Below are 11,709 nucleotides of genomic sequence, written 5' to 3' on the forward strand. Positions count from 1 at the left end.
CGGTCGGTCGTCAGGCAGCACGACGACCGCCCGCCCGGGCCGGGAGGCGGCGACCGGGAGACGGCCGCCGGGCGAAGACGGCCAACGTCCGCTCCCCGGGCGGACGTTGATAGCGTCCGGATCATGACAACCACGAGTCCGAACGACGCCGCCTCCGTGATCCCCGCCGACCACGAGGACCTGCTGACCCGCCCCCTCTTCGTGCACCTCGCGACCAAGGGCCCGAACGGCTCTCCGCACGTGAACCCCGTCTGGCAGCAGTGGGACGGCGAGTTCCTGCGCTTCACCACGACGACCACGCGCCGCAAGTACAAGAACGTCGTCGCCGATCCCCAGGTCTCCCTCTCGGTCAACGACCCCGACCAGCCCTACCGCTATCTGGAGGTCCGGGGCACGGTCGAGCGGATCGAGCCCGATCCGACGGGCGCGTTCTTCGACGTCCTGGCCAAGCGGTACGGCCTGGAGTACGAGCGCCCGTTGGACGACGCCGAGCGCCGGGTGGTCCTGGTCGTACGCCCGGAGCGCACCACCTCGTAGCACTCCGGGCGGGCCGGGGGCTCACGCCAGGTTCCGGCCGCCGACGCGTGCGGTGTCGTTCGGCCGCGGCCGCCGGAGATCATGCCATGGCCGGGCCCGGCTCCCCGCACACTGGTGTCCCCCGGGAACCGAACGGCAGAGCGGAGTGGTGCGATGGACCGCGCGGCCTTCAGTCGCAGGACCTTCCTCGGAGCGGCCGGAGCGGCCGGAGCGGTCGCCGCGGCGGGAGCGGCGGGCTGTGCGCCCGGCGAGCACGCGGGCGGCGGTGAAGCCTCCCGCTCGCCCGCCCCGAAGCCGCCGGCGAAGGAGAACGACCGCCCCGGCGACGCGGGTTGGCGCCTCACCCGGCGGGGCGCCGAGCACGAGGTGGAGGGCTACGCGGACCGTACGAGCGTGGCGTCCGGCGACCCGTTCCGCCTCCATGTGCACACCACCGCGAAGACGTTCCGCGCCGAGGCGTTCCGGATGGGCTGGTACGGCGGGACACTGGCCCGCAAGGTGTGGGAATCGGGGCCGCTGAAGGGCACGCGTCAGCCGGCCGCGAAGGTCGAGCCGACGACGTACACGGTGTCGGCCGACTGGCCGGCCACCACCGAAGTCTCCACCAAGGACTGGCCCGAGGGCTCCTATCTGATCCGCCTCACCGCGGACAGCGGCGGCCAGCGCTACGTTCCGGTCACCGTGAGGTCGGCCGCCACCCAAGACCGGGTGGTGATCGTCAACGCGGTCGCGACCTGGCAGGCGTACAACGAGTGGGGCGGGCACAGCCTCTACAACGGGCCGACCGGCGACGACGCGGACCGCTCGCGCGCGGTGAGCTGCGACCGCCCCTACCACGAGGACGGCGACGGCCTGTTCCTCACGTACGAGCAGCCGGTGGTGGCGCTCGCGGAGAGGCTGGGCCTGCCCCTGGCGTACGTGACGAACATGGACATCGACGAGGACCCGCACCTGCTCGACGGAGCAACTGCCGTGCTCTCCCTGGGACATGACGAATACTGGACGCAGCCGATGCGGGACCGGGTGACGGCGGCGCGCGACCGGGGCACGAACGTGGCCTTCCTCGGCGCGAACGCCTGCTTCCGCCGGATACGCCTGGAGAAGACCGCGCTCGGCGGGCGGCGGCTGATCGTCTGCTACAAGAACGACTGGCCCAGGGACCCGGGCCGCCGCGAGGGCGAACCCCCGACGACCAACTTCCGCGAGCCGCCGCACGCCCAGCCGGAGAACTCCCTGACCGGAACGCTGTACGAGTCGAACCCGACCACCGCCGACTATGTGGTCACCTCGCCCGGCCACTGGCTCTTCGAGGGCACGGGCGTGCGGCAGGGCTCCGAGTTCCCCGGCCTGGTGGGCACGGAGTACGACCGGGCGAACGGGATCGGGACGACCCCGCGCCCGATGGAGGTCATATCCCACTCGCCGCTCACCTGCCGAGGGATCCGCTCGTTCGCCAACTCCGCCTATTACACGGTGAGTTCGGGGGCCGGCGTGTTCAACACGGGCACGATGCGGTGGGTGCAGTCGACGGCGGGCCGGGGCGGGCACGGCATCGACGCGACGACGGCGACGTTCACGACGAGGGTGACCGAGAACCTGCTGCGTGTCTTCGCCGCGGGGCCGGCCGGGCGCACGCACCCGGCGAAGGACAACCTCGACACGTTCCACCCGTACGCCGGGGACCCGACCTGGTCGAAGCGGAACCTGTGGTGACCCCCGGCAATCCCTAAGCGATACTAAAGGGATCTGGAACCCAATCTAAGTAGACGTAAACCGTCATGGACGGCAACACTTCTGCGGCATGACGACATCACGCCCACCCGGCCCGCCGCCGCGCCCGTTCGGACGCGCCCTGTGCGCCATGGTCACGCCGTTCACCCCGTCGTACGAACTCGACCTCCCGGCCGCGCAGGAGCTGGCCGTGCGCCTGGTGGACGGCGGGTGCGACGGGCTGGTCCTGAACGGCACGACCGGGGAGTCGCCGACGACCTCCGACGAGGAGAAGACCGCGCTCGTACGGGCCGTGGCGGAGGCGGTCGGCGACCGGGCCGCGGTCGTGGCGGGGGTGGGCAGCGCGTCCACCGCCCACACCGTCGCACTGGCCCGCGCGGCCGAACAGGCGGGCGCGGACGGCCTGTTGGTGGTGACCCCCTACTACAGCCGGCCTCCGCAGGCCGCCGTGGAGGCGCACTTCCGTACGGTGGCCGACGCGACGGGGCTGCCGGTGATGCTGTACGACATCCCCGGCCGCACGGGGACGCGGATCGAGGTGGACACGATGCTGAGGCTCGCGGAGCACGGGCGCATCGTGGCGGTGAAGGACTGCGCGTACGACGTGCTGGGCTCGACCAAGGTCATGGGCCGTACGTCGCTCGCGTACTACTCGGGGTGCGAGGAGCTGAACCTTCCGCTGTACGCGGTGGGCGGGGCGGGGTACGTGAGCACGGTGGCGAACGTGGCGCCGCGGGCGATGCGGGGGGTGCTGGACGCGTACGACGCGGGTGCGGTGGCCGAGGCGGCCCGCCTCAACCAACTCGCCCTGCCCCTGGTCGAGTTGATGATGGCCTCGGGCCTGCCGGGTGCCGTCACGGCGAAGGCGCTCCTGAACCTCCCGGTCCGGGGGCCCTTGCAACGACCGAGCGAGGAGACTACCGCCCGCCTCCGCTCAGCCCTGTCCGCCCTGGCGGGGTGACCCAGGGCCCGCCCTGGCGGGGTGACCCCGAGCCCCGGTTTTTGTCCCCTCCCCGCCCCTTCCCGCAACCCTCCGGGGGTGAAAAGGGGCGTGAGGCTCTCCGGGGCTCTGCCCCGGGGCCCCGGGCCCTCTGGCTCGGCTGCGGGACATGCGTGGCTGGTCGCGCAGTTCCTCGCGCCCCTGAAAAGACGTCTTTGGGCTGCGGACCGTGCCCGCTTCTCGCGCAGTTCCCCGCGCCCCTGAAGGCGTCGGCGCCGGCCCGCGCCGGAGACCCCCAGCCCGTCCGGCGTTTGAGGACGAGCGCCCTTAAGGCGCGACGGGGGTGCAGGGGGCGGAGCCCCGCGGGGGTGCAGGGGGCGGAGCCCCGCGGGGGTGCAGGGGGCGGAGCCCCGCGGGGGTGCAGGGGGCGGAGCCCCGCGGGGGTGCAGGGGGCGGAGCCCCGCGGGGGTGCAGGGGGCGGAGCCCCGCGGGGGTGCAGGGGGCGGAGCCCCGCGGGGGTGCAGGGGGCGGAGCCCCGCGGGGGTGCAGGGGGCGGAGCCCCGCGGGGGTGCAGGGGGCGGAGCCCCCTGCGGGGGTCCGAGGGGCGCAGCCCCTCAAGGGGGTCTGGGGCGCAGCCCCAGGGGCCGAACCCTTCAACCCCGCCGCACGGGCGGGCGGGTGGGCAAACCCCCCGGGGTCCGGGGCGGAGCCCCAGGGGGAGCCGGAACCCGCCAACCCCGAGCAACGGGCGGGAGGGTGGGCAAACCCCCCGGGGTCCGGGGCAGCGCCCCGGTGACCCCGGGCTTCCGGGCGACCCCGGCTAGTTGTGGGCGTGCAGAACCTCGTTCAGGCCACCCCACACCGCGTTGTTCGGCCGCGCCTCGACCGCCCCCGTGACCGAGTTCCGCCGGAACAGGATGTTGGACGCCCCCGACAGCTCGCGCGCCTTGACGATCTGCCCGTCGGGCATGGTGACCCGGGTCCCGGCAGTGACGTAGAGCCCCGCCTCCACGACGCACTCGTCGCCGAGCGCGATCCCCACGCCCGCCTCGGCCCCCACCAGGCACCGCTCGCCGATGACGATGCGGACGTTGCCACCGCCGGACAGCGTGCCCATCGTGGACGCGCCACCGCCGATGTCGGAGCCGTCACCGACGACGACGCCGGCCGAGATGCGGCCTTCGACCATGGACGTGCCGAGCGTGCCCGCGTTGAAGTTCACGAAGCCCTCGTGCATGACCGTGGTGCCCTCGGCGAGGTGCGCCCCGAGACGTACCCGGTCCGCGTCGGCGATGCGTACGCCCTTGGGCGCGACGTAGTCCGTCATGCGCGGGAACTTGTCGACGGACGTCACCTGAAGGTGCAGCCCCTCGGCACGGGCGTTGAGGCGGACGGTCTCCAGGTCGTCGACGGCGACCGGGCCGAGCGAGGTCCAGGCGACGTTCGCGAGCAGCCCGAACAGGCCGTCCAGGTTCTGGCCGTGCGGCTTCACGAGCCGGTGCGAGAGGAGGTGGAGACGCAGGTAGGCGTCGTGCGCGTCGAGCGGCTTGTCCTCCAGGGAGGCGATGACCGTACGGACGGCGACGACCTCGACCCCGCGGCGCTCGTCGACGCCGACGGCCTTGAGCGCACCCGCGCCCAGGAGTTCGGCGGCGCGCTCGGCGGAGAGGCGCTCGGTGCCGGCCGGGCCGGGCTCGGCGACGGCCACGAGCTCGGGGGCGGGGAACCAGGTGTCCAGGATGGTGCCGTCGGCGGCGATGGTGGCGAGTCCGGCGGCCGCGGCGCCGGTCGTAGCAGTAGCAGTCGTGTCGGTCATGACCCAAAACCTAACCGGCCACCGCCCGCCGGGGCGAACCGGTCTCAAGTGACGGGCCCGTGTCCCGCCCGGCGCCCCCGTCGGGCAGCCGCCTCGCCCACAGCACGGCGAGGCCCGCAAGCGCTGCGAGCACGGCGCACAGCGGCCAGAGCAGCCCGGGCGCGGCGGTGTAGAGCGCCCCGCCGAGCGGCGGGGCGAGCACCTGGCCGCTGATGGAGGCGCCCGCGTACAGGCTCTGGAATCGGCCCTGGGCGTGGGCGGGCGCCTGGTCGGCGACGTACGCGGTGGCGGTGGTCTTGTAGAGGATCTCCCCGAAGGTCAGCGACACCATCAGGGCGACGGCCGCGCCGAGCGAGGCGCCGGGCACCAGGGCCAGGTATCCGAGCCCGACCAGGAGCAGCCCGGCACCGATCACCGACAGCGGGGCGCGCTTGCGCAGGGCGTGTGCGGCGGGCAGTTCCAGGCAGAGGATGACGCCGCCGTTGATGGCGATGAGCCAGCCGTACACCCCGGCGTCGAAGCCGCGGTCGCCGAGGAAGACGGGCAGGGTCGAGTACTGCTGGCGGTAGACGAGGTCGACGCAGACGATCGCCACGAGCAGCACCAGGACGGCGGGCCGCGCCCGCAGTTCGGCGCCCAACCTCGGTGCCCCGGCGGCGCGTGACGGCCGGGGCGCCTGGGCGGCGCCGCGGCCGGGCAGCACCCGCGCCGCGTACACCGCGAAGAGCAGGGTCGCGACGCCGTCGGCGGCGAAGAGCCAGCCGTAGGAGAACCGGGCGGCGACCAGCGCCCCGAGCGGTGGACCGATGGTGAATCCGGCGTTGCTCGCGAAGCGCATGACGGCGAAGCCCTGGCGGCGGCTGCCCTCGGCGACACCGACCGCGATCAGCGCGGAGTTGGCGGATCTGACCACACCGGCCGCGTACTGGGCGAGCGGCAGCGCGACGCAGAGCGCGGCGGTCGGCAGCAGCACGATCACGCACAGGATGCTGCCGCTCACGGCGGCGCCCGCGAGCAGTGCGCGGCGGTGGCCGTAGGCGTCGCCGAACCAGCCGCCGCTGAAGTTCCCGGCCACCAGGCCGACGCCGCCGATGCCGCTGAGCAGGCCCGCCTGGGCGACGGTGAGGCCGCGCGGGCCCGTCAGCCAGACGAAGAGATAGATGAAGGTGAAGCTGACGACCGCGTTGAAGAAGATGCCGCAGCACAGCAGTCGCACGCTTCTTGGCACTGCGCGCAGTGTGTTCACTCCGCCCCCCCGAGCTCGAAACCTGAACCGGTTGTGGTGGTCCGGCCTTCGCCTTCGGCCGGAACCCCGGGGGATCCCGGCTCCCTCAAGGGGTCCCCCAGCCGGAACCCCGAGTGGGTTCCTTATGGGAACTGACTATGTCAGTATGGTCCCCGCAGGTCAACGGGGTTGCCCGGCGGGCCGGGTCCGGTCCGCCGGGCCGAATGCGGCCCGCCGGGTGGGCGCGAAAGGATGGGGCCATGCCTCAACGCACCCGACTCGACGACGAGCACTGCGCCATCGCCCAGGCCCTGGACGTGGTGGGCGACTGGTGGACCCTGCTGATCGTGCGCGACACGGCACGCGGGGTGCACCGCTTCGACGCGCTCCAGCGGGAGCTCGGCATGTCCCGCAAGGTTCTCGCCGAACGCCTGAAGCTGCTCGTGGAGTGCGGGGTGCTGGCGCGCGAGCCGTACCAGGAGCGGCCGGTGCGGTACGAGTACCGGCTCACCCCGCGCGGTCGCGCCCTGCTGCCCGTACTGATCGCACTCCAGGACTGGGGAGACACCTGGGTGCTGGGAGAGGGAGAGACGATGGCCACCTCGACGGAGACCTCGGGCGAGACGGAGCGGGTGCGGGAGCTGGTCGGCACCCGGCTGCCGGAGCTTCGACTACCGGATTTCGACGGGGAGTTGAGGGATCCCGTCGCGTCCTCGACGCCGTACACGGTGCTGTACTGCTTCCCCGGCGCCTATGCCCGCGCCGAGTCGTATCCGCCGGGCTGGGCCGGGATCCCCGGCGCGCGCGGCTGCACCCTGGAGTCCTGCACCTACCGGGACCAGCTGGCACGGTTCACGGCGGCGGGTGCGAGCGTGCACGGGGTGTCGACCCAACGCCCGGACGAACAAAGGGCATTCGCGGACAAGGAGGCCCTGCGCTTCCCGCTGCTCTCGGACGCGGACCTCGGCCTGACGGCGGCGTTGCGGCTGCCGACCTTCCGCACGGCCGGGGTGAGCCGGCTCAAACGGCTGACGCTGGTGGTCGACCGGGACCGTACGGTGATCGAGGCGATCTATCCGATCACCGACATCGAGGAGAGCGTGCGGGCCGCGCTCGCCGCGGTGCGCCGGGCGGCGGACGCCTGAGCCACGCGCTCGGGGCCCGGCCTAGCCCCTGAGCCACGCGCTCGGCGGCCCGGCCCGGCCCGGTGAGCCTCTCAGTGAGCCGCGCCGCCGAGGTTGAGCAGGACCACGCCTCCGATGATGAACGCGATCCCGGCCAGCTTGGCGGCGGTCATCGCCTCACCCATGAACACCATGCCGACGGCCGCGATGACGGCCGTGCCCGCGCCGGACCAGATCGCGTACGCGGTGCCCACGGACATCGACTTCAGCGTCAGCGACAGCAGGTAGAAGGCGAGCAGGTAGCCGGCGCCGGTGAGCAGCGAGGGCCACAGCCGCGTGAAGCCCTCGCTGTACTTCAGCGCGGACGTGGCGACGATCTCCGAGCCGATGGCACAGGCGAGCAGGACATAGGGCATGCACACCAGGATATCCGTGGATGCGTACGCCCGTACACATCGCGGCGGGCGGGGCTATCGCAGGAGCCGGGCGAGCAGGTCCCGGGCCTGGGACTCGTCGTACGGGCCGCCGGTGAGCAGGGCCTGGAGGCAGATGCCGTCCATCACGGCGACGAGCCCGCGCGCGGTGACCGGATCGGTGTGCCGGGCGAGCAGTTCGGCGACGGAGTCGGTCCACTCCGCGGCGACGGGCCGCAGCGCGGGGCGGCGCAGGGCGGCAAGGTAGAGCTCGTACTCCAGCTCGGCACGGGCCCGGTCGCCGGTCAGCCACTCGCCCATCAGCCGGGCCAGCTCGACGGCCAGGTCCGCGCCGGGTTCGTCGAGCCGTACGCAGTCGCGCACCGCCGTGGCGAAGCCCTCGTTGGCCTGCCGCAGCGCCGCGACGAGCAGCTCGTCCAGTGTCTTGAAGTGGTAGGTCGTCGATCCCAGCGGCACATCGGCCTCGGCCGCGACCGTGCGGTGGCTGAGCCCGGCGATGCCGCGCGCGGCGACGACCCGGATCGCCGCGTCGATGATCCGCCGACGCCGGTCGGGGTCGTAGCGGCGGCCCATCACCGGCCCCCGCGCGTGCCGGCGGCCGGTGTTCCGACGACGGTTGTCGCGGCCTGGTCACAGAGCATGCCCCCGACCGTACCCGCAGGTCGCGCGGGACTACCGTAAGGCGATCGATCAGGGGACGGGACGTACGGAGACGTACGGGAAGTGCGAGGTTGTGGTGTCGCAGGACATGGGGTGGGGCCCGGGGGCCCAGGGCGGGCCGCCGGGACCGCCGGCGGGACCGCCGGCGGGACCGCCGCCGGGCTGGGGGCCGGGGTGGGGGCCGGGCTGGGGCGGTGGCTGGATGCCGCCGCCGCCGAAGCCGGGCGTGATCCCGCTCCGGCCGCTGAGCGTCGGCGACATGCTGAGCGGCTCCTTCAACACCCTCGGCCGCCACTGGAAGCAGATCTTCGGCATGGCCCTCGTGGCCTACGGTCTTGCGGCACTGCTGTTCGGCGGGGCGATCGCGATCGCGGTCTCCGTCGTGTACGACCACTTCGACCCCGTCTTCCACCACGACTACGGCGTGGAGCCGGCGCGCTCCGACGTGGCGCCGCTGGTGATCGCCGGGGCGGTCCTCTTCGTCGTGTCGATGACGCTGTGGGTGCTGTCGCTGGCGCTGATGTACGCGGCGGTCCCCGCGGTGCTCCAGGACGCGGTACTGGGGCGCCGCAGCAGCTTCGGCGCGGTGTGGCGCAGGGCCTGGTCCCGGTTCCCGGCCGTGCTCGGCACCCTGATGATCCAGATGGCGGCGATGCTGGTCGCGTCGTTCCTGCTCGCCGCCCTGGTGGTGACGACGGTCCTGGCGAGCTCGGGCTCCGGCCACCGCGCCCCGCCGGTCGCCCTCGTCGTGCTGTTCATCGTGGGCTTCTTCGGCCTGGTCCCGGTCGGCATCTGGCTGTGGGTGCGCTTCGCCTTCGCTCCGGCGGCCGCGGTCCTGGAGAACCAGGGGCCCGTCGAGGCGCTGCGGCGTTCGGCCCGCCTGGTGGCGAACGCCTGGTGGCGCACCTTCGGCATCCTGATGCTGATCGGCATGATCAGCGGGGCGATCGGCTACTTCGTGCAACTGGCGCTCGGCTACGGCGGGATCTTCGCGGCCATGCCGCTCGCCATGGCCGACGACTCGGACGGCGCCAAGGTCGCCGCCGTCGTCGTCATGGTGGTGCTCTATCTGATCGGCACGGTGATCAGCCAGTTCCTGTCGGCCACGCTGCCGCAGCTCGGCGCCGGCCTGCTCTACATCGACCAGCGCATCCGCCGGGAGAACCTGGCTCCCTCGCTCGTGGAGGCGGCCGGAGTCCCGCCGGTACCGACCGGCCCCGCGGACACCCGGTGGTAGCGACGGCAGCCCACTCGGCCGTCCATGCAGCCGCCGGCTGAGCCACTGGCTCAGCCGGTCACTCAGCCGCTCACTCAGCCGGTCACGGTGAACCAGGTGGCCCGGGACTTCTTCCACTCGGCGTGGGAGAGGTCCTTGGCCTCGGTGCCGTCGCCGTAGAGGTCGGCGGATCCGTCGTCGGTGATGAACTGCGCCCTGGCCCCGGCCTGGTTCAGGTCCGGCACGTCCACCACGGCCTCCCAGCCGCCCGGGTCGCTGGTCGGCAGGTCGGCCCGCTTGACGGGGGCGTGTCCGGCGACGCCGTCCCAGGAGTAGACCGCGTACGGGTCGGAGTTGTCGTCCGCGGCCCACGACCCGGCGACGATCAGATACTGGTCGGCGGCGTTCTTGCGGATGTCACGGATGCTGAGCCCGCCGAGGTCCAGCTGGATCGCGGAGCCGAACACCGGCTTGGCGCCGCTGCCCAGCACCTTGTCGAAGTTGGTGACGGGCACGATGAGCGCCTTGCCGCCGTTCGCCGGCGGCACAAGGGGTGCCCGGAAGCCGATGTAGGCGGTGCTGGTGGAGCCCGGCGCGAACTCCAGACCCTCCACGTTGAACCCGTCGATCTGCTTGGGCACTTGGCCGTTCGCGGTCCCGGCCGCGAACCCGAAGCGGTCCCCGTTGGAGTGGTCCCAGGCCACGAGGTCGTCCCGCAGCTTCTTGTAGGAGCCGCCGAGCGCGAGCTGGGTGGTGGCGCCCGAGCCGGTGACGGTGGTGGTGAAGACGGTGTTGCGGTCGGCCTTGTACTCGCCGTCCTTGTTGTTGCCGAGTGAGCCGGTCCAGTAGATGGTGTTGCCGACGCGGGCCGCGCCCTCGATGTCGATCTCCTTGGACACGCCGAGCTTGGAGCTGAAGTCCCAGGTCTTCACGGGCGCGCCGGAGGCCGAACGGTCGTACAGGCGCAGCGTGTTGGACTCGTCGTCGGCCACGACGGCATAGCCGCCGCCGACGTCCACGGCGGCCGAGGCGTCGCTGGAGCCGGTGAGGTAGCGGGTGTCGGCGGCGTTCCGCACGGCGGCCGAGGCCGCGTAGTGCAGCGTCTTGGTGGCGGTCTTGCCGCCGAGCCCGGTCACCTTGATGGTGAGGTCCGTGTAGCCCTGCGCGTGCGCGGTCACGGAGAGCCGGCGGCTGCCACCGCTCCCGGTGACGCCGACGTCGCCGGTCCCGGCCACCGAGCCCTTGCTGCTGGCGGAGGCGGCCACGGTGAGCGCCGAGGCGTCGGCCCCGCTCTGCGCGACGGTCACGTCGACCACGGGGTCGCCGGTGGAGCCGACGGCCCCCGACAGGTAGGAGGCCGAGAGCGCGATGGTCGGCGTACCGTAACTCGCGGCGTGCGCCAGGGAGTTGGGGCTCAGAACGGCCAGCGTGAGAACGCCGGACGCGGCCATGACGATCCTGGCACGGCGGGGCGATGGGCGGTGCGGCACGGGGGTGGCCTCTCGTCGGCGGGGGTGTCGACGAGTAGGTTCCGGTCACCGCGCCAATTACGGGCGTACGCCACGGATACACCGGGCGAACGTCAGTCGATCAGGCTCCGCTTGGGCCGCAGCACACAGAACTCGTTGCCCTCGGGGTCCGCGAGCACCACGAAGGTCACGTCCGGCCCCTGCCCCACGTCCACCCGCCGCGCCCCGAGCCCGATGATCCGCTCGACCTCGGCGGCGTGGTCATCGGGGTTGAGGTCGAGGTGCAGCCGGTTCTTGACGCTCTTGCGCTCGGGCACCGGCAGGAAACACATCCCCGGATACGCCGTCTCGTCCGCCCCGATGACGATCTCCTCCGGGTCCTCGAACAGGACCTTCCAGTCCAGGACTTGACACCAGAAGCGGGCCAGGGCGGGCAGATCATGGGCATCGACGGCAAGGTGGTACATGGAAACGGCCATACCCGCAGTCTGCACCAGCCGATGAGCGGGCGCGCGCGCACTCCCGACGCCATCCGGACCGGGCGGACCTCCCGGAAC

12 protein-coding genes are annotated in these 11,709 nt (G+C 72.7%); 5 read left to right on the plus strand and 7 right to left on the minus strand.

Features of this window, described 5'->3' with window-relative positions; translation table 11 throughout:
• Positions 1–123: 123 nt before the first annotated feature.
• The 3 genes from CG740_RS08535 to dapA all read left to right on the plus strand — a co-directional run bounded on the left by CG740_RS08535 (position 124) and on the right by dapA (position 3,229).
• Positions 124–537 (plus strand): PPOX class F420-dependent oxidoreductase, encoded by a 414-nt coding sequence (locus tag CG740_RS08535; protein ID WP_100574401.1) that lies wholly within the window; start codon positions 124–126, stop codon positions 535–537.
• Positions 538–690: 153 nt separating this feature from the next.
• Entirely contained in the window at positions 691–2,250 is a 1,560-nt protein-coding gene (locus tag CG740_RS08540) for a N,N-dimethylformamidase beta subunit family domain-containing protein (protein WP_107488359.1), read from the plus strand.
• A gap of 88 nt (positions 2,251–2,338) precedes the next feature.
• On the plus strand, positions 2,339–3,229 hold the full coding sequence (gene dapA / locus CG740_RS08545) for a 4-hydroxy-tetrahydrodipicolinate synthase (protein WP_100574402.1): 891 nt from the start codon (positions 2,339–2,341) through the stop codon (positions 3,227–3,229).
• 799 nt (positions 3,230–4,028) lie between these two features.
• Here the strand turns inward: dapA and dapD are convergent.
• Together dapD and CG740_RS08555 are read right to left on the minus strand one after the other, a co-directional pair.
• The gene (dapD, locus tag CG740_RS08550; RefSeq protein WP_100574403.1) at positions 4,029–5,024 is read right to left on the minus strand and encodes a 2,3,4,5-tetrahydropyridine-2,6-dicarboxylate N-succinyltransferase; all 996 of its coding nucleotides are present in this window, start codon (positions 5,022–5,024) and stop codon (positions 4,029–4,031) included.
• A 10-nt stretch (positions 5,025–5,034) separates the two neighbouring features.
• Positions 5,035–6,270 (minus strand): MFS transporter, encoded by a 1,236-nt coding sequence (locus CG740_RS08555; RefSeq protein ID WP_100574404.1) that lies wholly within the window; start codon positions 6,268–6,270, stop codon positions 5,035–5,037.
• Positions 6,271–6,509: 239 nt separating this feature from the next.
• On the opposite strand from CG740_RS08555, the gene CG740_RS08560 reads away from it, so the two are divergent.
• The gene (locus CG740_RS08560) at positions 6,510–7,394 is read left to right on the plus strand and encodes a winged helix-turn-helix transcriptional regulator (protein WP_100574405.1); all 885 of its coding nucleotides are present in this window, start codon (positions 6,510–6,512) and stop codon (positions 7,392–7,394) included.
• A gap of 71 nt (positions 7,395–7,465) precedes the next feature.
• Here the strand turns inward: CG740_RS08560 and CG740_RS08565 are convergent, their stop codons facing one another.
• The 3 genes from CG740_RS08565 to CG740_RS40265 form a co-directional block, all read right to left on the minus strand.
• Entirely contained in the window at positions 7,466–7,789 is a 324-nt protein-coding gene (locus tag CG740_RS08565; protein WP_100574406.1) for a DMT family transporter, read from the minus strand.
• 54 nt (positions 7,790–7,843) lie between these two features.
• Complete coding sequence (locus CG740_RS08570; protein WP_100574407.1) at positions 7,844–8,380, minus strand: TetR/AcrR family transcriptional regulator; 537 nt, start codon at positions 8,378–8,380, stop codon at positions 7,844–7,846.
• A 117-nt stretch (positions 8,381–8,497) separates the two neighbouring features.
• On the minus strand, positions 8,498–8,728 hold the full coding sequence (locus tag CG740_RS40265; protein ID WP_199846378.1) for a hypothetical protein: 231 nt from the start codon (positions 8,726–8,728) through the stop codon (positions 8,498–8,500).
• On the opposite strand from CG740_RS40265, the gene CG740_RS08575 reads away from it, so the two are divergent.
• Positions 8,727–9,704: a DUF7847 domain-containing protein gene (locus CG740_RS08575; RefSeq protein WP_159030257.1), complete on the plus strand. Its 978-nt coding sequence runs from the start codon at positions 8,727–8,729 to the stop codon at positions 9,702–9,704. The genes CG740_RS40265 and CG740_RS08575 overlap by 2 nt on opposite strands.
• Positions 9,705–9,778: 74 nt before the next feature.
• On the opposite strand, the gene CG740_RS08580 is transcribed toward CG740_RS08575, so the two are convergent.
• Together CG740_RS08580 and CG740_RS08585 are read right to left on the minus strand one after the other, a co-directional pair.
• On the minus strand, positions 9,779–11,134 hold the full coding sequence (locus tag CG740_RS08580; RefSeq protein ID WP_100574409.1) for a DUF3616 domain-containing protein: 1,356 nt from the start codon (positions 11,132–11,134) through the stop codon (positions 9,779–9,781).
• A gap of 131 nt (positions 11,135–11,265) precedes the next feature.
• Positions 11,266–11,631 (minus strand): VOC family protein, encoded by a 366-nt coding sequence (locus tag CG740_RS08585; protein ID WP_100574410.1) that lies wholly within the window; start codon positions 11,629–11,631, stop codon positions 11,266–11,268.
• Positions 11,632–11,709 lie beyond the last annotated feature (78 nt).

Origin of the sequence: Streptomyces sp. CB01201 (assembly GCF_002803085.1) — a bacterium.
Classification (GTDB): Bacteria; Actinomycetota; Actinomycetes; order Streptomycetales; family Streptomycetaceae; genus Streptomyces; species Streptomyces hundungensis.